The organism is Paraburkholderia sp. RL17-381-BIF-C, assembly GCF_046026435.1.
Lineage (GTDB): Bacteria > Pseudomonadota > Gammaproteobacteria > Burkholderiales > Burkholderiaceae > Paraburkholderia.
Map to the genome: position 1 here is coordinate 1 of NZ_JARESX010000015.1, position 20,996 is coordinate 20,996.

17 protein-coding genes are annotated in these 20,996 nt (G+C 63.7%); 9 read left to right on the forward strand and 8 right to left on the reverse strand.

Translation table 11 applies throughout. The features are described from left to right. Window positions 1-28 precede the first annotated feature (28 nt). The gene (locus P0D70_RS11995) at window positions 29-982 is read right to left on the reverse strand and encodes a LysR family transcriptional regulator (RefSeq protein ID WP_408184641.1); all 954 of its coding nucleotides are present in this window, start codon (window positions 980-982) and stop codon (window positions 29-31) included. Between the two features lie 165 nt (window positions 983-1,147). Between P0D70_RS11995 and P0D70_RS12000 the strand changes: the two genes are divergently transcribed. Then, window positions 1,148-2,170 carry a zinc-binding alcohol dehydrogenase family protein gene (locus P0D70_RS12000; protein WP_408184642.1) on the forward strand — a complete coding sequence of 341 codons (1,023 nt, stop codon included), beginning with the start codon at window positions 1,148-1,150 and terminating at the stop codon, window positions 2,168-2,170. A gap of 383 nt (window positions 2,171-2,553) precedes the next feature. Further along, window positions 2,554-3,111 carry a DUF6013 family protein gene (locus P0D70_RS12005; protein WP_091794443.1) on the forward strand — a complete coding sequence of 186 codons (558 nt, stop codon included), beginning with the start codon at window positions 2,554-2,556 and terminating at the stop codon, window positions 3,109-3,111. A 31-nt stretch (window positions 3,112-3,142) separates the two neighbouring features. Here the strand turns inward: P0D70_RS12005 and P0D70_RS12010 are convergent, their stop codons facing one another. Together P0D70_RS12010 and P0D70_RS12015 are read right to left on the reverse strand one after the other, a co-directional pair. Next, the gene (locus P0D70_RS12010) at window positions 3,143-3,949 is read right to left on the reverse strand and encodes an ABC transporter permease (protein ID WP_408184643.1); all 807 of its coding nucleotides are present in this window, start codon (window positions 3,947-3,949) and stop codon (window positions 3,143-3,145) included. Then, entirely contained in the window at window positions 3,946-4,674 is a 729-nt protein-coding gene (locus tag P0D70_RS12015) for an ABC transporter ATP-binding protein (RefSeq protein WP_408184644.1), read from the reverse strand. The genes P0D70_RS12010 and P0D70_RS12015 overlap by 4 nt, the downstream gene beginning before the upstream one ends. Before the next feature lie 206 nt (window positions 4,675-4,880). On the opposite strand from P0D70_RS12015, the gene P0D70_RS12020 reads away from it, so the two are divergent. After that, window positions 4,881-7,400, forward strand: a complete 2,520-nt coding sequence (locus P0D70_RS12020; protein WP_408184645.1) for an AsmA family protein — start codon at window positions 4,881-4,883, stop codon at window positions 7,398-7,400. Beyond that, on the forward strand, window positions 7,400-7,525 hold the full coding sequence (locus P0D70_RS12025) for a hypothetical protein (protein WP_408184646.1): 126 nt from the start codon (window positions 7,400-7,402) through the stop codon (window positions 7,523-7,525). The genes P0D70_RS12020 and P0D70_RS12025 overlap by 1 nt, the downstream gene beginning before the upstream one ends. A 308-nt stretch (window positions 7,526-7,833) precedes the next feature. On the opposite strand, the gene P0D70_RS12030 is transcribed toward P0D70_RS12025, so the two are convergent. After that, entirely contained in the window at window positions 7,834-8,328 is a 495-nt protein-coding gene (locus P0D70_RS12030) for a hypothetical protein (RefSeq protein ID WP_091794435.1), read from the reverse strand. A 401-nt stretch (window positions 8,329-8,729) separates the two neighbouring features. Between P0D70_RS12030 and P0D70_RS12035 the strand changes: the two genes are divergently transcribed. The 3 genes from P0D70_RS12035 to P0D70_RS12045 all read left to right on the forward strand — a co-directional run bounded on the left by P0D70_RS12035 (window position 8,730) and on the right by P0D70_RS12045 (window position 12,986). Beyond that, a complete protein-coding gene (locus P0D70_RS12035) occupies window positions 8,730-10,340 on the forward strand; it encodes a sensor histidine kinase (protein WP_408184647.1) in 1,611 nt (536 codons plus the stop codon). Between the two features lie 85 nt (window positions 10,341-10,425). Next, complete coding sequence (locus tag P0D70_RS12040; RefSeq protein ID WP_408184648.1) at window positions 10,426-10,929, forward strand: response regulator; 504 nt, start codon at window positions 10,426-10,428, stop codon at window positions 10,927-10,929. 83 nt (window positions 10,930-11,012) lie between these two features. Continuing rightward, window positions 11,013-12,986: a hybrid sensor histidine kinase/response regulator gene (locus P0D70_RS12045; RefSeq protein WP_408184649.1), complete on the forward strand. Its 1,974-nt coding sequence runs from the start codon at window positions 11,013-11,015 to the stop codon at window positions 12,984-12,986. 101 nt (window positions 12,987-13,087) lie between these two features. Here P0D70_RS12045 and mscL read toward each other — a convergent pair whose 3' ends face one another. From mscL to mfd, 4 genes are all read right to left on the reverse strand, one after another. Continuing rightward, window positions 13,088-13,534 carry a large conductance mechanosensitive channel protein MscL gene (mscL, locus tag P0D70_RS12050; protein WP_091794425.1) on the reverse strand — a complete coding sequence of 149 codons (447 nt, stop codon included), beginning with the start codon at window positions 13,532-13,534 and terminating at the stop codon, window positions 13,088-13,090. Window positions 13,535-13,623: 89 nt separating this feature from the next. Next, the gene (locus tag P0D70_RS12055) at window positions 13,624-14,658 is read right to left on the reverse strand and encodes a threonine/serine dehydratase family protein (RefSeq protein ID WP_091794423.1); all 1,035 of its coding nucleotides are present in this window, start codon (window positions 14,656-14,658) and stop codon (window positions 13,624-13,626) included. Between the two features lie 54 nt (window positions 14,659-14,712). Next, window positions 14,713-15,963: an acetylornithine deacetylase gene (argE, locus tag P0D70_RS12060; protein ID WP_408184650.1), complete on the reverse strand. Its 1,251-nt coding sequence runs from the start codon at window positions 15,961-15,963 to the stop codon at window positions 14,713-14,715. A gap of 152 nt (window positions 15,964-16,115) precedes the next feature. After that, window positions 16,116-19,598: a transcription-repair coupling factor gene (gene mfd, locus P0D70_RS12065; RefSeq protein WP_408184651.1), complete on the reverse strand. Its 3,483-nt coding sequence runs from the start codon at window positions 19,596-19,598 to the stop codon at window positions 16,116-16,118. A gap of 121 nt (window positions 19,599-19,719) precedes the next feature. On the opposite strand from mfd, the gene ispD reads away from it, so the two are divergent. Together ispD and ispF are read left to right on the forward strand one after the other, a co-directional pair. Continuing rightward, the gene (gene ispD / locus P0D70_RS12070) at window positions 19,720-20,433 is read left to right on the forward strand and encodes a 2-C-methyl-D-erythritol 4-phosphate cytidylyltransferase (RefSeq protein WP_091794416.1); all 714 of its coding nucleotides are present in this window, start codon (window positions 19,720-19,722) and stop codon (window positions 20,431-20,433) included. Window positions 20,434-20,478: 45 nt separating this feature from the next. Then, on the forward strand, window positions 20,479-20,958 hold the full coding sequence (ispF, locus tag P0D70_RS12075) for a 2-C-methyl-D-erythritol 2,4-cyclodiphosphate synthase (protein WP_091794414.1): 480 nt from the start codon (window positions 20,479-20,481) through the stop codon (window positions 20,956-20,958). The last annotated feature ends 38 nt before the right edge of the window (window positions 20,959-20,996 follow it).

Genomic DNA, 20,996 nt, shown 5'->3' on the forward strand with positions numbered 1-20,996 from the left:
CCATTACCTTCCCGCATAGCCCCTCCGCTCAACCCGGTTCCCGATCCCAATAAGGCGGATCGCCGAAATGGGCGGCGAGGAATTCGATAAAGGCGAGCGTCTTCGGCGGCACGAAGGAGCGGCTCGGATACACCGCCCAAATGGCCACGCGCTCGGCGAGCGGATAGCTATCCAGCACGCTGACCAGTTCGCCGCTGCGCAGAAACGGCGCCACGTCCCAGGTCGATTTGAGCGCGATGCCGAAACCGGCCAGCAGCGCGTCGCGGATCACTTCGCCGTTGTCCGTGACAAGCCGTCCGCTCACGCGAACCTCGAGCGCGCCGGCGGGTGTTTCGAAGGCCCAGTCGCGCTGGTCCGACAGAATCATGCACTCGTGTTCCGCAAGCTCCGAAGGATGGTGCGGCGTACCACGCGCGGCAAGGTAAGCGGGCGCCGCGCACAGCACCCGGCGATTCACTGCCAGGCGCCGCGCCACCAGTGACGAATCCTTCAGCACACCGACACGGATCGCCACGTCGATCCCCGCATCGACGAGATCGATTACCTGATCCGTCAATCGCAGATCGACGCTCACGCCGGGAAAGCGGCGCAGAAATTCGCTGATCACCGGCGAAACGTGTTGCCGCCCGAACGACGACGGCATCGAAACCCGCAAGCGGCCTTGCGGCTCGGCCTGCGCGCGGCCAACCGAGGCGCGCGCGGCGGCGGCCGCGTCGAGCAGAGCTTCGGCGCGCGACATGAAGACTTCACCATCCTGCGTGAGGCTGATGCGGCGGGTGGTCCGGTGCAGCAGCCGCGCGCCGAGCAGTTTTTCCAGCTGTGCGATGCGTGAGCTGGCCACCGCGGCCGACAAACCGAATTCGCGCCCAGCCGCCGATACGTTGGCCAGCAGAGCCGCACGCACGAACAGGGCGACATCGAGCAGATCGAGCCGCTCCCGATCGCCTGAAGCGCCACGCATGGGATGAGCAGTCAGATTCATTCTTCTGAATTTCCAAAAGATGTTTAAGTCATTATCGCGGTTTTAAAGAAGTAAGAACCGGCTTAGGATCACGCCATTGGGATCGAAGTCCTTGATCAGCGGCGCGACAGGCTCTGCGCAAGGATCGCGATCCTCCCATTTCGTCTGAAACGAACAGGAGCATGTATGAAAGCTGTCGGTCTCTATCGCTACTTGCCCATTGATCAAGCCGAAGCCTTGGTCGATGTGGATATCCCCAAGCCCGAGGCCACCGGTCGTGATCTGCTGGTCAAGGTCGAGGCCATTTCCGTCAATCCGGTCGACACCAAGGTGCGCGCCCCAAAAGACACCGTCGAAAAAGCCCCGCGCGTACTTGGCTGGGATGCCGCCGGCACGGTCGTCGCGGTCGGTCCGGACGTGACGCTGTTCAAAGTGGGTGATCCTGTGTTCTATGCGGGCAGCATTACGCGGCCGGGCGCCAATAGCGAATTCCACCTGGTCGACGAGCGGATCGTCGGGCGCAAGCCCGCGTCGCTCGATTTCACGCACGCGGCCGCGCTGCCGTTGACCGCAATCACCGCCTGGGAAGCCCTGTTCGACCGCCTAGGCGTGTCGCCGCAAGGCGCGGATGAGGGGCAGACCGTGTTGATCATCGGCGGAGCGGGCGGGGTCGGTTCGATCGGTATTCAACTGGCGAAGCAACTCGCGAAGCTCACGGTGATCGCGACCGCATCGCGGCCCGAATCGGCCAAATGGGCGACGGAACTGGGCGCGGATCACATCGTCGATCACTTCGGCGATATGCCCGCGCAATTGAAAAAGCTCGGGATCGACCAGGTCGATTACGTGCTCATGTTCAACGACACCGACAAGAACTTCCCCGCGGCGGCCGAAGTCATCAAGCCGCAAGGCGGCATCTGCACGATTGTGGAAAACAGCAAACCTGTGCCGGTCGAACTGTTGAAGGCGAAGAGCGCCGCGTTCCACTGGGAATTTATGTTCACCCGTTCGATGTTCGGCACGCCCGACATGATCGAGCAGCACAAACTGCTGACCGAAGTGGCGCGTCTCGTCGACGCGGGCACGTTGCGCACCACGGTCGGTCAGGACCTCGGCGCCATCAACGCGGCGAATCTGCGCCGCGCGCATCAACTGCTCGAAGAAGGGCGGGCCATCGGCAAGCTGGTGCTGACGGGCTTTGCAGACTAAGCCGCACTGCGCCTGAACCAGCAAGCCTGGCTCATACGGCCGGCGTCGCAGCCATGCGCGCCGGCCGTTTTCATTTGAGGTAGGTCAAGCGGCGCGTTCTCGCAACGTGCGTGACGATTTGTAGCAGAACGGCGCGGCGTGCGCTCGCGCGTGCCTGTGCGGCCACACGCGCAGAAAACGCGTTGCCGCAAGCGGGTTAACACCTGATTCGCGGGCAGCGCGCGCGGCTTCGCTTGGCGTTAGACTGACGGGGCATCATGCTAAAACAGCTGCGTGTCTCGCAGCCCCGGCTGGCCAGGCATCGACCGGCTTCATCCAGTCACGCGGTGCGTGGGCAGTCGTGCTGAAGCGAGCGCGCAGCGGCACAACAACGAGGTGACAGTATGAGCTTCAGACTCTCCGCCGTTTCAGTTGTCGCTTCTCTCGCTTGCGTGCTCGCGCCAGGCATGCTGGTGCCGGCGGCCCACGCGGCCACGCCGATCACGGTTACGTCTCAGTCCGCCCTCGACGGCCCGATCCGCTACACGGTTCGCGTCACGTCGAAACAGTTCGGCAATTCGCAGGAAACCCGCACGATCCGCTCCGGCGAATCGGATGACTTCACGTGGAAGACTGTGCCGCCCGGCGGCCCGGTTCCCGCCACGGATGCATGCCCGAACTACGCGTCGCTGCCGCTCGATACCAACGGCGCGATGATTCGCCAGACCCAGATCCGTTTTGCGCCGGTCGTCGCCGCTGACGGCACGGCAACCGTGCAATTGAGCTTCCAGGCACAGACACCGCACGGCGTGAAATCAGTGACGAGCGGCGGCAAAACGCTCAAGTGTCCGAACGACGTCAGCGTCAGTCAGATCGTGCGATTCACGATGCCTGTCAACGGCAGCACGAAAACGCTCACGCTCAGCGACGGCACGGAAATCGCGATCAGCGCGAAGCGTTGAGTGGGGCGCGCGCAAGAGCAGGCGGGCGCGCTTAACGCCGCGCCGCGGTCCGCTCCACGAGCCGCGCGGACAGAAACCGGTGCTCCGCCGAAAAGAGCCGGCGGTACGTGAGCAGTACCGCGCCCACCGTTCCGAGGGCCGACGACGCGGCGATCAGAAACATGATCACGATCTGATAACGCACGGCCTGTAGCGGCGACTGGCCGGCCAGCACCTGGCCGGTCATCATGCCGGGCAGGCTCACCACGCCGACCACGGCCATCTGATTGAGCGTCGGCATCATGCCCGCGCGCACCGCTTGCCGCGCCGGCGCCTGCGCGGCTTCCCAACGCGTCGCGCCGAGCGCGAGCGCCATGTCGACGCGGTCGCGCCGCGCGGTCAACTCCTCGGTCATCCGTTCGATACCGAGCGACACGCCGGTCAGAGTATTGCCGAGGATCATGCCGAGAATCGGAATCGCATACTGCGGCTCGTACCACGGCTGAATGCGGATCACGACGAACAGCCCGACCGCGGCCACCAGCCACGAACTGATCCAGATCGACAGCACACTGTCCGCGCGTTGTCCGCGATAGGTGCGGCTGCCGCGCTGCGCGCCCGCGAAGCCGGCGATCAGCGTCATCAGGATCATGAGCGGCAGCACCACGTACCAACGGTCGTAACGGAACACCCAGCCGAGCACGTAGCCGATCGCCAGCAACTGTACGACGGTGCGCACGGCGGCCCATGCCAGCTTGCGTTCGAGATCGAGCTTCAACGCGACCGAGACGACTCCGTTCACGACGATCAGCAGCGCTGCAATCGCGACATCCCAGAGACTCAGGTTTTGCAATGTCATTGGCCGTACTCCGGATGATCGTGACGCTCGGTCGGCTCTTCCTGCCGCGCCGTTTCGCCAAGGACGCCCGCGCGCATGACCAGATGCCGCTCGCTCATGCGGATGGCTTGCGCCGGATCGTGGGATACCCAGATCGACGCATGACGCAGAGGATCGGCGTCGAACCAGGCATGCACCAGACCTTCGATCGCGCGCGACGACTCCGGGTCGAGCGAGGCGGTGGGTTCGTCGAGCAGCAGGACCTCGGGCGCCAGTTGCAACACGCGAATCAGCGCGGTGATCTGCGCCTCGCCGCCGGACAGTTCGCTGGCGCTCTTGTCGAGAAAGTCGTTGCCACGGCCGGCCTGAGCGGCGAGGCTCGCCGCGCGCGCGCGATCGAAACGCACGTCGCGATAGGCGCGCAGTTCGAACGGATAGCGCAGGTTGTCTTCCACGCTGCCGTCGAGCAGCGCGGGCCGCTGCCGGATATACGCGACGTTACGCCGGTAGCGCGGTATGGCGGCGCGTTCCACCGCCGCGCCATGCCACATGATGCGTCCCGCATCGAGCGGATCGAGCAGGGCGAGGGCGCGCAGGAACACGCTCTTGCCCGAACCGGACGGCCCGGTGACCGCGACGCGGTCGCCCGCATGCAACGCGAAGGTGGTTGGTTGCAGCAGCGTCTGGCCGCGCACGGCATCGCGCCGCGCGATGCCGTCAGCGAAAACCAAAGGGACGTCGGTCATAAGTGGGACCGTAATAGGCAATGCATGAGGTCGAAGCTCGCGGTGATGGGGTAATGACTCGTTAGGAACCGTTCCCGCAGCGCAGTGAATGCGCGGCCGGCGGTGCAGCATGATAAAACGGCAAAGCACTAGCACTTGACGGCCACCAGGCGGGCACGCAACGTGCTGCTCGGTGCTCAACCTGGAATCAACCGCGGAGCCTATCAATGGCAGTGTCGAGCACGATCGGAAGACGGATCGGGAAAATCATCGCATGGTTGCTGGCGATCATCGTCATTCTGATTGTGGCGTTGACCATTTTCATCCTGACTTTCGACTGGAACCGGGCAAGGCCCTATATCAACGACAAAGTCACGCAGGCGATCGGCAGGCCGTTCGCCATTAACGGCGACCTGAAAGTGGGCTGGCGGCATCCGGTGGGTGAGACCGGCTGGCGCGGCTGGGTGCCCTGGCCGCGTTTTTCGGCGGCCAACATTACCGTCGGCAATCCGGACTGGACCAGGCAGCCGCAATTCGCCACGCTCGACGAGATCGACTTCCAGGTCAAGGTATTGCCGCTGCTCGCGCACGATATCGTGATTCCCGCGATCAACCTTGTGAATCCCTCGGTGGACCTGGAGCGCCTGCTCGACGGGCGCAACAACTGGACCTTCAAACTGGCTTCGTCCAGCGGGCCTTCCGAATGGAAACTCGATCTGCACGATATCGCGTTCGCCAAGGGCAACATCGCGTTGTCCGATCAGCAGAAAAAAGTCGACTTGCAGATGGTCGTCGATACGCTCGGCCAGCCGATTCCGATCGGTGAGGCGATGAAGCAGCAGGAAGCGGCGTCGCGCAGCGCGTCGGCGGAAGCGATCGGCAAGTCGGGCGCGAACAAGCTGACCGCGCAGGCGAATGCGCAAGCGGCATCCGAAGCCGCAGCGGCTTCCGCAGCGGCGGCCTCGGGCGCATCGGCCACGGATATCACGGCGTCGGGTACGACGGCGGCTACGGGCGCCTCGGGTGCGATGGTCGCGGGCGGCTCGAAAGGCGCCAGCGCTGCCGTTGGCGCGGGCGCGAGCAGCGCGGTCGTGGCGTCGGCACCGGCTACGGGTGTGAGCGGAGCGAGCGGTACAAGCGGTGCAAGCAGTGCCGAGGCTCAGGCAGCAGCGAAACGGGAGATTCCACCCTACGCCATCGGCTGGACCGTCAAAGGGACTTACAACAAGACGCCGGTGTCGGGCAGCGGTAAGGTCGGCGGCGTGTTGGCGTTACAGGACGCAAACCGGCCGTTTCCGGTGCAGGCCGATGTCAAGGCGGGCGATCTGCATGTCGGCCTCGTCGGTACGATCACCGACCCGGCGCATCTTGCTGCGGTCGATCTGCGCCTCTGGCTGCAAGGCAACAGCATGGCGCGTCTCTATTCGCTGACGGGCGTGACCCTTCCCGACACGCCGCCGTATGCGACCGAAGGACGCTTCGTCGGCCAGTTCAAGTCCAGCGGCAGCGTCTTCAAGTATGAAAATTTTACAGGCCGGGTCGGCGGCAGCGATCTGAACGGCTCGTTGACTTATACGGCGCGTGAACCGCGTCCGTTGTTGCAGGGCGAACTGGTCTCGCATCTGCTGCAATTCTCGGATCTGGCGCCGGTGATCGGCGCGGATTCGAACGCGAGCAAGGCCAAGCGCGGCGACGCAACGGCGCAACCTTCCAACAAGGCGCTGCCGGTCGAAGAATTCCGCACCGACCGCTGGAAGGCGATCGACGCCGACGTGAAGTTTACCGGCCGGCGCATCGTCAAGGACATCAATCTGCCGATCACGGATCTGTACACGCATATCGTGATGACCGACGGCGTGCTCTCGCTGGAGCCGTTGAAGTTCGGCGTGGCGGGCGGCACGCTCGCTTCGGACATCCATCTGGACGGCAGTGCGACGCCGCTGAAGGGCCGTTTCGCCACATCGGCGCGGCATCTCAAGCTCAAGCAGTTGTTCCCGAACTTCAAGACGATGCAGAACGCGCTCGGCGAAATTAACGGCGACGCCGCGCTGACGGCGACGGGCAATTCGCCGGCCGCGCTCGCGGCCACCTCGAACGGCGAGGTGAAGGCGCTGGTGACGGACGGCACGGTAAGCCGCCTGCTGATGGAAGCGGCCGGCTTGAACGTGGCGAACGTCGTGTATGAAAAGCTGTTCGGCAATCGCGACGTGAAGATCAACTGCGCGGCCGCCGATTTTGTCGCCACCAATGGCGTGCTCGATTCGCGTGTCTTCGCGCTCGATACGGACGACGCGGTGATCGACATCGACGGCAACGTGAATCTGCGCGACGAGTCGATGGATTTGGGCGTGCATCCGCATACCAAGGGCTTCCGGGTATTCTCGCTGCGCTCGCCGCTCTATGTGAAAGGCACCTTCAAGGATCCGCATGTTGGTGTGAACGCTGCCGCGCTGGCGTTGCGCGGCGGCGCGGCCGTCGGCCTCGGGTTGATCAATCCGTTCGCGGCGCTGATTCCGTTGCTCGCGCCGAGCAACAACAAGCCGTTGCCATGCAACCAGTTGCTGGCGCAGGTCCGGCAGGCGCCGACGGCGCCGCCGCCGGGCGTGAAGCAGCAGCCGAAGGCCGCTATTTCTCTGGATGGCGCGCCGGTCAACAAGTCTTCGGGTGGCGCATCGTCGCCCGGTGCTGCGGATAAGAAGCCGGCGGTGATGTCGCCGGCTAGCGCGGCTGCATACAAGGGGAGCTGATGCCTTTCGTTCTGCCTGCGGAGTGGTTGAGCTGGAGCCTGGGCGGTGGCCTGTCGTTGATTTTTCTGTGGCTGATCAGCGTGCCGCCAGTGCGCGGCCGCATGGATGACATTGCGACGAAATGAGATCGGCCAGTTCGGCACGCGTGGACGCGATTAAAGCCGGGCCGCGGCGCGGATCGAATGCGGAGCAGCAATGAGGTAACGGAAACGTCACGCCGTCACGTCACGGAATGTCGTGACGCAGCCACGTAACGGTACGACGCAGCCGGCACACCGCAGAAAACGACACAACGAGAAACGACACAACGAGAAACGACACAACGAGAAACGACACAACGAGAAACGACACAACGCCAGCGCCTGATCGACTCCGCGATCAGGCGCTGGCGTTGCGAACTTGATTATCTACCGTTGAGGCCGAGCGCAGCCGTCTATCGCAGCGATCGCGGAGCCGCATCCCCGGCCGCGTCCTGACGGCGAACCCCACGACGGGCGCCGCCAATGCGGGTCGCGCCGAATTCCGTGAGAATCTTGCCGCGAGCCCGGCTGGCAAACACCAGGAAACCGAAGCCATCCGCCTCATACCAGTAACCGCCGTTCTCGAGCCCGTCGAGCGGTTGCTCCAGTGCATTGGTAATGGATTCGATGCAGCGGCGCCGCAATTCGGCGGGAGCCGGATAGGGCGGTTGTGCGCCACGGACACTGCACAAGAGGACGTCGAGCCCAGGCAGCACGTGCGCATAAAGGACCGGCTCGTCTTGCGCGCGAGCGCGCGCAATTTTGGTGTCGAGCTGACCGAACGGCTTGAAATGCCGTAGTACCGCGAGGAACGACTCATCGCCGTCCACCTTCGCGCGTCTACGCTTTTTCGGGAAGGACATAAAAATTCGCCTGAAAAAGAATTGCAAGAAACGCAGCGTCCTCATGCGACCACTCCCGGCTTCGCGCGCCGCACGTCGATCTTTTATAGCATACGACAAGGCCGGATTCACGGTGATTCGACGACTGCGCCGCCCCACCGCCTCCCGCACGAATCATGCCGAACCGCCTCGCCGCGCGCTTTCGCTTCCCAGCACATCTGTCTCCATCATAGACGCACGAGGCGCGGAAAAAACATCTCATACCAATAAAAAAGTCATTTTTGTGTGGGCGAGCGCATCTTGCCGCTACGTTGAAATATCTCCAATTCACGTCGATAATGGCCCGTCCGGCTGCACTGCGCCATGCTCGCCGATCCCGTCACCGCCAAGGCCGCCAGCGCGGCGCGGCATGGCCGGCTTTGCGAGCGCCGCGGCCGGAGCGACCCTTTGCGACCCTTCGGGCGAACATGAAACTATTCACGAAGGGTCTGCTGCTGATCGCCGTGCCAAGCGCGGTCGAGCTGGCGCTTCTCGGCGTCGTCTTCGATACCCAGGAGCAGACAGCGCAGGCCGCGCAATGGGTCACCAACAGCAAGCAGATCCTTTATCAGTCGTCGGCCATTGTCGATCCGTTGTTGCGTCAGGCGGCGCGGGTTCGCACCGCCATGGTGATCGGCGACGCGTCGCTGATCGACCGCCATACCGTCTGGGTCGATCTCGGCGATCGTCTGTCGAAGCTCGAAGTTTTGGTTGCCGATGCGCCGCAACAGGTCGAGCGCGTGCACAAGATGCAGCGGGCGATCGACGCCTATCGCGCGCAGACTGTCGCGATCTCGCAGGCGCTGCATGCGGGACGCGCGCCGAATTCGTTCGCCGCGCTGGAGACCGGCGCGTTGCCGCAGCAGATCGCGCTATTTCGCGAGGAACTCGCGGCGTTCGGCGACGAAGCGTCGCGGCTCGACGCGGACCGCTCGGCGGCGCTCGCGCGACGGCGGGCGCGTCAGCAATACGCGCTGATCGGCGCCGTGCTGGGCTCGATGCTGATCTGGGCGGCCACCGCAGTGGTGTTTGCGCGCAGCATCGGCCGCCGGCTGGAAGTGTTGACCGGTAACGCGGAGCGTCTGGGCAGTGGGCGCACGCTCGCCGCGCCGTTATCGGGCAGCGATGAAATCGCCGCGCTCGACAGGGTGCTGCATCAGACCGGCACGCGTCTGCGCGAAGCCGAGGCCGAGCAGGCCATGTTGAAAACGCGGCTTGAAGCGCGCGCGAGTGAACTGGCCGGCGTCAATGAGGAGTTGCGTCAGGAGACGCAAGACAATGAAATGTTCATCTACAGCGTGTCGCACGATCTGCGCTCGCCGTTGGTGAATCTGCAAGGTTTCTCGAAGGAATTGCAGGTCTCCTGTAATGAACTGGATAGCGTCGTCGAGGCGGCCAGGTTGTCGGAAGCCGAGCATAAACGCATGGTGCATATTCTCGATGGCGACGTGCGCGAGTCGTTGCACTATTTGCGCACCGCGGTGACGCAAGCCGCCGCCATCATCGACGCGCTGTTGCGGATCTCGCGCGCCGGCCGGCTCGAATATCAGTGGCAGCGCGTGAGCGTCGGGCGCGTGGTGGGCCGGGTGGTCGACGCGCTGCAAGGCGTGATTGGCCAACGCTCGGCCGTGGTGACCGTGCGCGAGCTGCCGCCCGTATGGGGCGACCCGGGCGCGATCGAGCAGATTTTCAGCAACCTGATCGGCAATGCACTGAATTATCTGGATCCGGCGCGCAACGGACGCATCGAAGTCGGCGCGCTGGAACCCGAGCCGGTCGAGGACACGGAGCCGCGCGCGGTGCGCATGCGCACGTATTATGTGCGCGACAACGGCCTCGGCATTCCGGCTGCGTATATGTCGAAAGTGTTCAGGGCATTTCAGCGCCTGCACGGCGACGTCGCCGAAGGCGACGGCATCGGCCTCGCCGTGGTGCGGCGCATGGTTGAGCGGCACGGCGGGCGGGTGTGGGTCGAATCGGCGGAAGGCGCGGGTTCGACCTTTTTCGTCGTATTGCCGGAACAGCCCGCACGCCTTTGAACATGACATGAGCGCGCAGACGCGGCGGCAGCGAAGATAATCACGGGCGGGCAGGCATCCAGGCATCGTTCAGCACGGAGAGCATATGAGTCACGGGGAAACGGTCAGCATCGTTCTGATCGAAGATGACGACGGCCACGCCACGCTCGTGGAGCGCAATTTGCGCCGTGCCGGCATTTCGAACGGTTTCGTGCGCTTTCACGACGGCCAGCAGGCCCTCGATTATTTCTTCGGCCCGGCGCCGGCGGACGCCGCCGCGAGTGCCGGCGTCGACCAGGCGGGCAAATCTTGCCCGGCGCGCGAAGATCTGATGAATTTCGTCGTCCTGCTCGATCTGAAAATGCCGCGGGTAGACGGCTTCGAAGTCTTGCGACGTCTCAAAGAATCGCCACAGACGGCCGCCGTGCCGGTGATCGTATTGACCACCACCGACGATCCGCGGGAAATCGCGCGCTGCTACGAACTCGGCTGCAACGTCTACATTACCAAGCCGGTCGAATACGATGCGTTCATCGAAGCCGTGCGCCGCCTCGGGTTTTTCCTGCAAGTGGTCAAACTGCCGTCCGGGCAGCGCCTCGCGGCGCCGTAATGCAACACTCGCATGAAGGTGGCCGAAAGCCGCTCGTGACAAGATAGAGACCACTTGAAGACCTTAGCCAGAGAAGACTCCGCATGACCGAAGACGTGTCCACGCAGCATGCCGCCTACGTGCTCGTCGTCGATGACGACGAAGGCATCCTGCGGCTCGCGCGCAAGTCGCTCGAGCGCGCCGGCTGCCGGGTCGCCATCTGCGCCGGCGTCGACGCGGCCCGTGAGCGGCTCGCGGGCGGCGGCCCCGATTTGCTGGTGCTCGACTATCAACTCAGCGGGCCGGAGACCGGCCTCGACTTCTTTCGCCGGTTGCGCGCGGAAGGCGTGCGGATTCCCGCCATCCTCGTGACCGGCTTTACCGACGAATCGCGCGTCATTGAAGCGCTGCGCGCGGGCGTGTCGGACGTGGTGCCGAAATCCGGCGATTACCTCGATTACCTTCCCGAAGCCGTCGAACGGGTGCTCTCGCAAGTGCGTCTGCAGCGAGCGTCGGACGAAGCCTTGCTGTTGCGCGATCGCGAGCAGCATTACCGGACCTTGTCGGAGGCGTTGCCGCACCTTGTCATGACCTGCAACGCCGCGGGCGACTGCGATTTTCTGTCGAAGCAGTGGTACGACTACACGGGCCTTGCCGAAGGCAGCTCGCATGGTCTCGCCTGGCTCGACGCGGTGCATCCGGACGACCGCGAAGCGATTCGCCGCAGCTGGCTCAAGGCGGTGTCGGGCAACGCCGGCGACTACCGGCACGAGCTGCGGATTCGCCGCCACGACGGCGAATACCGCTGGTTCGACGCCCGGGTGGTGGCGATGCGCGACGCCGAAGGCAACATCAGCAAATGGTTCGGCAGTTGCACGGACATTCATTCGCAGCGCGAGGCGATCGAGGAGCGCGAGCGGCTGCTCGCGTCGGAGCAGGCCGCGCGCCAGATTGCCGAAGAAGCGAACCGCGCCAAGGACCGCTTTCTGGCCATGCTGTCGCATGAATTGCGTACGCCGCTCACGCCGGTGCTCGCGGGCGCCAGCGTGCTGGAGATGATTCCGGGGCTGCCCGATCAGGCGCGCGCGAGCGTGCGCATGATCCGCCGCAACGTCGAACTCGAAGCGCGGTTGATCGACGACCTGCTCGACCTGACGCGAGTGGCGAACGGCAAATTGCGCCTGACGCTGGAAACCGTCGACGTGCACGACGTGATGGACAGCGTGCTCGAACTGTTTCGCAGCGAGATCCAGGTCAAGCAGCAGGACGTGCATGTTCACAAGAACGCCCGGCATCATTACGTGCTCGCCGATCGCGCCCGGCTGCAACAGATGCTGTGGAACCTGATTCGCAATGCCGCCAAGTTCACGCCGGACGGCGGCCATATTTACGTACGCACGCGCGACGAACGCATGCATGTGCAGATCTCGGTCGAAGATACGGGGATCGGCATCGAGCCGGAGCAGATCGGCAAACTCTTCAATGCGTTCGAGCAGGGCAACCAGAACATGACGCGGCAGTTCGGCGGCCTCGGGCTCGGGCTCGCGATCACGAAGGCGCTGACCGACGTGCACGGCGGCACGGTGACCGCGCAAAGCCCCGGTGCACATTGCGGCGCAACCTTCACGATCACCTTGCCGACGGCCATGCCGCCGGAGGTGACTTCACCCGTCGTAGTGCCGGACGCCGTGCATCCGGCCGGCCTGCTGAACATCCTGCTGATCGAAGATCACGTGGACACCGCCGAGGTCATGGCGCAACTGATTCGCAGCCTCGGCCACGAGGTGACGACGGTGGGCCGGGTGGACGACGCGCTGGCCGCTACTCAAGTGCAGAATTTCGATCTGGTTGTCAGCGACGTGGGTTTGCCCGACGGCACGGGCCTCGACTTCATCAAGGCGTTCCGCGAACACTCGGACGCGCCCGCGGTGGCGTTGACCGGCTTCGGCACCGACGAAGACGTGCGTCGTTGCCTCAGTGCCGGCTTTACTTCGCATTTAACCAAGCCTGTCAATTTCAGCCAGCTCGAGACGATGATCGAAGGCGCGGTCAGTCGGAAGGAGCAGAAAGAGGTTTGAGGGTGCGCGCCGCGCGCATCGGCTCACGATATGAAAAAGGCCTGTTGCGATTGACTCGCAACAGGCCTTTTGCTTTGCCGGCGGCTGACGTGCCGGAACGTTTAACGCGGTGAGTTCTTCAACGAATCGCGGATTTCGCGCAGCAGCAGCACGTCTTCCGGTGTCGGCGGCGGTGCTGCCGGTGCGGCTTCAGCCGGCTTGCGCAGATTGTTGATGAACTTGACCATCAGGAAAATGATGAACGCGAGAATCAGGAAGTTGATCAGTACGGTGATGAACGAGCCATAACCGAATACGGCGACGCCCGCCGTTTGCAAGTCTTTATACGACTCGGGGCTGCCTTTGAAGCTGGGAGGAATGTCGCCGAGGCGAACAAACTTATTGGAGAAATCGAGGCCGCCGGTGGCAACCCCGACAACCGGCATGATCAGGTCTTTGACAATCGAATTGACGATGGTGGAGAACGCGCCGCCGATAATCACACCGACCGCGAGATCCATCACGTTGCCCTTGAGGGCAAATTCCTTGAATTCCTTGACCATGCTCATAGAGGTTCCTCCCAGAAGTCGATGTTCGAATGATACCAACCTGAGAAGGATAGGCTAGTCTTTTGGCCAGGAACGCGACGTTTGTTTCTTTATTGAGGAAACAGTGACTCGCTATGCCGCGCGCGCTCGATATGCGCTGCAAATGTAACCGGGTCGGTATTGGTGCCGCACAACAGAACGCCCACGCGCTTGCCTTGCAACTGTTCGCGCAGCGGGCCGAGCAAGCCGGCGGTGGCTGCCGCGCAGGCCGGTTCGACAGCAAGCTTCAGTTGTCCGAACAAGGTGAGCATCGCCGCGCGCAACTGGTCGTCGGATACCGTGACGAGCTGATCGATATGACGGCGGCACAATTCGTAGCTGTATTCCTCGGTGTGCGGCGACATGAGCGAATCGGCAATGCCGTGCATCTGGCCCATCTTGACCGTGTGATTGGCGGCGAAACTCTTGCCCATCACGTCCGCGCCTTCCGGCTCCACACCATAGATATGCACGTTCGGATTCGCGAGCCGCATGGCCGTCGCGACACCGGCGGCGAGGCCGCCGCCGCCGATCGGCACGATCACCGCTTCGAGATCGGGCGTTTGCGTGACCCACTCGTAGCCGAGCGTGGCCGAACCCAGCACCGTGCGATAGCCGTTGAACGGATGCACGAAATAGCGGCCTTCTTCCGCCTCGATGCGGCGCACCAGTTCGAATGCCTCGGCAATGTTCTCCGCGAATACGATCTCGGCGCGATACTGCCGGCACAGCGCCACGCGCGCCGGATTGGCCGCGCGAAACAGCACGACCTTGGCGCTGATGCCAAGGCGCATGGCCGCATACGCGACCGCCACCGCATGATTGCCGCCCGACACGCACGTGACGCCCGCGCTGCGTTGGGCTTCGTCGAGTGCGAGCAGATTGGTGAACGCGCCGCGCGCCTTGAAGCTGCCGCCCGCCTGCAGCAGTTCGAACTTGAAATTCACCAGCGTGCCTTCCAGCGATGGAAAGTCCACTCTGTCGAATACCGGCGTTCGCGTCACCCACGGCGTCAACGCAAAATGCTGCGCGGCGATGTCGTCGAGCGTGGGGATCGGCTCGCCGTCGATCGTATGGTCGGTGTGTTGCGGCGCGGCAGTTGACATGGCGTGGGTGTGCGAAAGTCGGTATGAGTAAGACTCTTTTCAGGCGGCTCGGTTTCAGTGCGCGTGCGCGTCGACCGACATGCTGTGAATGAATTTCTGCAGGAAGCGCTCGCACGCCACCAGCTGATCCAGCGCGACGAATTCGTTGGCCTTGTGCGCCTGTTCGATGTTGCCCGGACCGCAGACGATGCTCGGAATCCCCGCCAGCGAGAAGAGACCGGCTTCCGTGCCGTAAGCGACCTTGCGCTTGTCCTGATCGGCGGTCAACGCGCGCACCAGTTGCGTGATGGCGGCTTGTTCAGACGAATCGAGGCCGGGCGCAGCGGCAATCTTCGTAATCTCGATTGCCGCCGATGGATGCTCGCGCAACATTTTCGGCAGCAGCGTTTCGCGCGCGTATTGATCGATGCGCGCAAAAATCGGCTCGGGATCGAGCGTGGGCAGGTTGCGGAATTCGAACTGGAACTTGCATTCGGCCGGCACCGTGTTGATCGCATTGCCGCCCACGATCGTGCTGGTTTGCGCGGTGGTGAAGGGCACGTCGTACAGTTCGTCGAACGGGCCTTGCTCGCGGAACTGGTCGGCCATGTCGCGGATGTAGCAGATCAGACGCGCGGCGTATTCGATCGCGTTCAACCCCTTCGGCGTGAGCGACGAGTGGGCCGCCTGGCCGCGCACGCAGCACTGGTAGGCGTTGATGCCTTTGTGCGCCACGATGAGCCGCATGCTGGTCGGCTCGCCGACAATGCAGCCGTCCGGCTTCACACCGCGCTTCATCAGGTCGGCAATCAGGAGGGGCGCGCCAGCACAGCCCACTTCCTCGTCGAACGACAGGGCGAAGTGAATCGGCTTGGCGAGTTTGGTGCGCTGCATGTCCGGCACGAGCGCGAGCGCCGCGCCGATAAAGCCTTTCATATCGCAGGTGCCGCGGCCGTAGAGTTTGTCGCCGCGAATTTCCGGCTTGAACGGATCGCTGTCCCATTTCTGGCCGTCCACGGGTACGACGTCCGTGTGACCCGACAGCACCACGCCGCCGTTCGTTTCGCCGTCGTGTGCGGGAATCGTCGCGAACAGGTTGGCCCATTTGCCGCTTTCGTCGTGCGTGAGCGTGGCCTCGATACCAGCGGCGCGCAGTTCGTCGCGCACGATTTCGATCAGGCCGAGATTCGGATTGCGGCTGACCGTGTCCATCGACACGAGACGGGTGACCCAAGGCAGTGAAGCGGGTAGTGACGCAGAGGAGGCGGGATTCGAAACAGAGTCGGGAGACGGGGAGGACTGCGCTGATTCAGCGACGTGCGACATGACAAGACTCCGGCATTTGAGTCTTTCGATCATACCCAAAAAAAAGCCCGTCCGTACGCTGCGGTGCGCGTTTGCGCACCGCAGCATGAACGAAAAATGCTACACGTACCCCGGTTTTTCAACGCGGCGCCAGGCCGTCGCGGTCCGCAGCCTCAGCGTGCGGCGACACTGGCGGCCGTGCCGCGGCTCGGAGTGCCGAGCGCGCGCAAGGTTTCCTTGACCGTGGCGACACGTACCGCAAGATCGGGGCTGCGCGTTTCGATACGCAGCTTGTCCTGGCCCGCGAGCTTGATGTGCTTGTGTTTCTGCACCATCTCGATGATCCGCATCGCGTCGATTGGCGGATTGGGAATGAACTGCAAGCCGATCACGGCTTCGCCGGCATCGATCTTCGAAATGCCCAGCGGCTTCGCGGCAAGCCGCAAACGATGCGTCTCCACGAGCGCGTGCGCTTGCGGCGGCAGCTTGCCGAAACGGTCGATCAACTCTTCCTGAATGCTGTCGATCGAATCGTTGTGTTCGCAATTAGCCAGCCGCTTGTAGAGCGACAGACGCTCCTGCACATCGCCGCAATAGTCCGCTGGCAAAATTGCCGGCGCATGCAGGTTGATCTCCGTAGTCGCGGCGAGCGGCGCGGTGAGGTCGGGCTCCTTGCCTTCCTTGAGCGCCTTCACGGCGTCGTTCAGCATGTCGGTATAAAGCTGGAAGCCGATCTCGTGAATCTCGCCCGATTGCTTGTCGCCAAGCACTTCGCCCGTGCCGCGAATTTCCAGGTCGTGCATGGCCAGATAGAAGCCCGAGCCGAGTTCCTCCATCTGCTGGATCGCTTCGAGGCGGCGCTGCGCCTGCTTGGTGAGCCCTTGCGGATCGTGGACCAGCAGATACGAATACGCCTGGTGGTGCGAGCGGCCCACACGGCCACGCAACTGATGCAGCTGCGCGAGACCGAACTTGTCGGCGCGGTGAATCAGGATCGTGTTGGCGCTCGGCACGTCGATGCCGGTTTCGATAATCGTCGTGCACAGCAATACGTTGGCGCGTTGCGCAACGAAGTCGCGCATCACGCGTTCGAGTTCGCGTTCATGCATCTGACCATGCGCGACCGCGATACGCGCTTCGGGCACCAACGCTTCGAGCATTTGCCGGCGATTCTCGATCGTCTCGACTTCGTTGTGCAGGAAGTACACCTGGCCGCCACGCTTCAACTCGCGCAGCATGGCTTCGCGAATCACGCTGTCTTCTTCGCGGCGCACGAAGGTTTTGATCGCAAGGCGCTTTTGCGGCGCGGTGGCGATCACGGAGAAATCGCGCAGGCCTTCGAGTGCCATGCCGAGCGTACGCGGGATCGGTGTGGCCGTAAGCGTGAGCACGTCCACTTCGGCGCGCAACGCCTTCAACGCTTCTTTCTGGCGCACGCCGAAACGGTGTTCCTCGTCGATGATCACGAGGCCCAGCCGCTTGAACTGGACGTCGGACGAGAGCAGCTTGTGCGTGCCGATCACGATATCGACCGTGCCTTCGTTGATCTGCTGGATCGCCGCGTTGACTTCCTTGGTCGACTTGAAGCGCGACAGTTCGGCGATCCGCACCGGCCAGTCGGAGAAACGGTCGCTGAAAGTTTGCGTGTGCTGTTCGGCGAGCAGCGTGGTGGGCGAGAGCAGTGCCACCTGTTTGCCGCCCATCACCGCGATGAACGCGGCCCGCAACGCGACCTCCGTCTTGCCGAAGCCGACGTCGCCGCACACGAGCCGATCCATCGGTTTACCGCTCGTCATGTCGCCGATCACGGCCGCGATCGCTGCGGCCTGGTCCGGCGTTTCCTCGAAGCCGAAGCTCTCCGCGAACTTCACGTAGTCTTTCGGTTCGAGCGCGAACGCATGGCCTTCGCGCAGCGCGCGACGGGCGTACAGGTTCAGCAATTCGGCGGCGGTATCGCGAATCTGCTGCGCCGCCTTGCGCTTGGCTTTTTCCCACTGGCCCGAGCCGAGCGAGTGCAACGGCGCGCTTTCCGGATCGGCGCCGCTATAGCGCGAGATCACGTGCAACTGCGCGACCGGCACATACAGCTTGCTGTCGTCGGCGTATTCGAGGTGCAGGAACTCGGTCTCGCCTTCGCCGAGATCCATGGTGACGAGGCCCATATAGCGGCCGATGCCGTGCTGCGAATGCACGACCGGATCGCCGACCTTGAGCTCGGACAGATCGCGCACCATCGAATCGACGTTGCTCGCCTGTTCCTGGCGGCGGCGCCCCGCGCGACGCGCAAGCGGACCATACAGCTCGGTCTCGGTGATGATCGCGATACCGTCGACGGGCACGGCAAAACCGTTGGCGAGCGGCGCGACGCCCAATGAAAAGCGCTCGTCGCTCGTGAGCCAGTCCTGGAAGCTGTCGCTCGACGCCGGTTTCAGGTGATTGTCGGCGAGCAACTGCAGCAGCGTTTCGCGCCGGCCTGCCGATTCGGTGGCGAACAGCACGCGATTCGGCGTGGTGTCGAGATACGTGCGCAAGGCCGCTACCGGATCTTCCGCGTGACGGTCGATAGCGAGGTTCGGCAACGGAGTGGACCAGCCGCCGCCGGCGTTGGCAGGCAGCGCGAGCCGCGCGAAGGGCTTGGCGAACGTGAAGAAATCTTCGTCCGACAGGAACAGCCGCTGCGGTTCCAGAATCGGCCGGTCGCGGTCATGCGACAGGAAGTTGTAGCGCTGCTTCGTGTCGTTGGTAAAGCGCCTGATCGCCGCGTCCAGATCGCCGACGAATGCCAGTTGCGCGCCTTCTGGCAGATAGTGGAACAGCGTGGCGGTTTCGTCGAAGAAGAGCGGCAGATAGTATTCGATGCCCGCGGACGGCACGCCGTTGCCGATGTCCTTGTAAATCGACGCGCGGCTCGGGTCGCCCTCGAAGGTCTCGCGCCAGCGGCTGCGAAAAGCGGTGCGGGCGGCTTCATCGAACGGAAATTCGCGGCCCGGCAGCAGGCGCACGTCTTTCACCGGGTACAGGCTGCGCTGGGTGTCCGGGTCGAACGCGCGAATCGAGTCGACCTGGTCGTCGAACAGGTCGATCCGGTAGGGCAAGGGCGAGCCCATCGGATAGAGATCGAGCAGCGAGCCGCGTACGCAGTACTCGCCCGGGCGCACCACCTGGCTCACGTGCTCGTAGCCGGCCAGCGTCAGCTGGGCCTTGAGTTTGGCTTCGTCGAGGCGCTGGCCCTGCGAGAAGGAGAACGTATAAGCCGCGAGGAACGACGCGGGCGGCATGCGGTACAACGCCGTGGTGGCGGGCACCAGCAGGATGTCGCAACGGCCTTCGCCCAGATCGTGCAGCGTGGCGAGACGCTCCGAGACCAGATCCTGGTGCGGTGAAAAGGTATCGTAAGGCAGCGTTTCCCAGTCCGGCAGCAGGCGCACGCGCGCCTCGGGCGCGAAGAAGCCGATTTCCTGCGCCAGTCGCTGCGCATCGACGGCGCTTTCGCACACGACCGCGAGCAGCGGCACCTTCTCGCGATAGGCGAGATGGTAGCGGGCGATCAGCAGCGCGTCGGACGAGCCGTGCGTGCCGTCGAAGGCGAAACGCTGGCCGGCCTTGACGAGCGCGACGGGCGGGGAGTACTGCGATGATGCGGCGATGTCTGGCATAGATGAGAAAAAACGGCCTCAGGCTCACACGTGACCGGCAAGTTTACGCGTGTCGGGGCGTGGATGCGAAGGACCTATTATAAAATCCGTCCATTACTTTGACTTCGCGGCATCCGCACTCGTGACTTCCCGTCTATTTGCCCTGATTCCGTGCGCAGGCACCGGCAGCCGTTCCGGCGCCGCGATGCCCAAACAATATCGCACTGTCGCTGGCCGCGACATGTTGCATTACTCGCTGGCGGCGTTCGACGCCTGCAGCGAGTTTGCGCAAACCCTCGTCGTGATCGCCCCTGATGACGCCCATTTCGACGCCCGCCGCTTCGGCGGCTTGCGTTTCGCCGTGCGCCGCAGCGGTGGAGCGTCGCGCCAGGCCTCGGTGCTCAACGGCCTGCACGCGCTCGCCGAGTTCGGCGCCCACGACGACGACTGGGTGCTGGTGCACGACGCGGCGCGCCCCGGCATTACCCCCGCGCTGATCCGCACGCTGATCGGCGCGCTGAAGGACGACGCGGTGGGCGGCATCATGGCCTTGCCGGTCGCGGACACGCTCAAACGGATCGACGCGAACTCGACCGACGGCCGGATCGCGCGCACCGAGGCGCGCGACGGCTTGTGGCAGGCGCAGACGCCGCAGATGTTCCGCATCGGCATGTTGCGCGAGGCGATCCTGCGCGCGCAGGCCGACGGTCACGACCTGACCGACGAAGCAAGCGCGATCGAGTGGCTGGGCCATGCGCCGAAACTGGTGCAGGGCAGCTTGCGCAACTTCAAGGTGACTTATCCGGAAGACTTCGATCTGGCCGAGGCGATTCTCAGCCGACCCGCGGCTTCATGACGGGCGATTTCAAATTTAACGAGCGGACTTGAGGATTTGACGCATATGGATTTCAGAATTGGGCAAGGCTATGACGTGCACGCGCTGGTGCCGGGACGCCCGTTGATTATCGGCGGCGTGACGATTCCCTATGAGCGTGGCCTGCTCGGTCATTCGGACGCGGACGTGTTGCTGCACGCCATTACCGATGCCCTGTTCGGTGCGGCCGCGATGGGCGATATCGGCCGCCATTTCTCCGATACCGATGCGAAGTTCGCAGGCGCGGACAGCCGGGTTTTGCTGCGCGAATGCGTCGCGCGCGTGAAGGCGGCGGGCTTCTCCATCGCCAACGTCGATAGCAGCGTGGTGGCGCAGGCGCCGAAGCTGGCGCCGCATATCGAGGGCATGCGCGCCAATATCGCCGCCGACCTGGATTTGCCGGTCGAGCGCGTCAACGTCAAGGCCAAGACCAACGAGAAGCTCGGCTACCTGGGCCGAGGCGAGGGCATTGAGGCTCAGGCCGCGGTTCTGCTGGTCAAGAACTGATTGGTTTGAGAACGCGCGCAGCAGCGGGAACGGCATCG

Excerpts from the sequence above, each read along its gene's own strand:
- P0D70_RS12020 (WP_408184645.1), top strand. The coding sequence starts at position 4,881 with ATGGCAGTGTCGAGCACGATCGGAAGACGGATCGGGAAAATCATCGCA.
- P0D70_RS12045 (WP_408184649.1), top strand. The coding sequence starts at position 11,013 with ATGACCGAAGACGTGTCCACGCAGCATGCCGCCTACGTGCTCGTCGTC.
- P0D70_RS11995 (WP_408184641.1), bottom strand. The coding sequence starts at position 982 with ATGAATCTGACTGCTCATCCCATGCGTGGCGCTTCAGGCGATCGGGAG.
- mfd (WP_408184651.1), bottom strand. The coding sequence starts at position 19,598 with ATGCCAGACATCGCCGCATCATCGCAGTACTCCCCGCCCGTCGCGCTC.
- P0D70_RS12030 (WP_091794435.1), bottom strand. The coding sequence starts at position 8,328 with ATGAGGACGCTGCGTTTCTTGCAATTCTTTTTCAGGCGAATTTTTATG.
- P0D70_RS12010 (WP_408184643.1), bottom strand. The coding sequence starts at position 3,949 with ATGACATTGCAAAACCTGAGTCTCTGGGATGTCGCGATTGCAGCGCTG.
- P0D70_RS12000 (WP_408184642.1), top strand. The coding sequence starts at position 1,148 with ATGAAAGCTGTCGGTCTCTATCGCTACTTGCCCATTGATCAAGCCGAA.
- P0D70_RS12055 (WP_091794423.1), bottom strand. The coding sequence starts at position 14,658 with ATGTCAACTGCCGCGCCGCAACACACCGACCATACGATCGACGGCGAG.
- P0D70_RS12040 (WP_408184648.1), top strand. The coding sequence starts at position 10,426 with ATGAGTCACGGGGAAACGGTCAGCATCGTTCTGATCGAAGATGACGAC.
- P0D70_RS12015 (WP_408184644.1), bottom strand. The coding sequence starts at position 4,674 with ATGACCGACGTCCCTTTGGTTTTCGCTGACGGCATCGCGCGGCGCGAT.
- P0D70_RS12035 (WP_408184647.1), top strand. The coding sequence starts at position 8,730 with ATGAAACTATTCACGAAGGGTCTGCTGCTGATCGCCGTGCCAAGCGCG.
- mscL (WP_091794425.1), bottom strand. The coding sequence starts at position 13,534 with ATGAGCATGGTCAAGGAATTCAAGGAATTTGCCCTCAAGGGCAACGTG.
- argE (WP_408184650.1), bottom strand. The coding sequence starts at position 15,963 with ATGTCGCACGTCGCTGAATCAGCGCAGTCCTCCCCGTCTCCCGACTCT.
- P0D70_RS12005 (WP_091794443.1), top strand. The coding sequence starts at position 2,554 with ATGAGCTTCAGACTCTCCGCCGTTTCAGTTGTCGCTTCTCTCGCTTGC.
- ispF (WP_091794414.1), top strand. The coding sequence starts at position 20,479 with ATGGATTTCAGAATTGGGCAAGGCTATGACGTGCACGCGCTGGTGCCG.
- P0D70_RS12025 (WP_408184646.1), top strand. The coding sequence starts at position 7,400 with ATGCCTTTCGTTCTGCCTGCGGAGTGGTTGAGCTGGAGCCTGGGCGGT.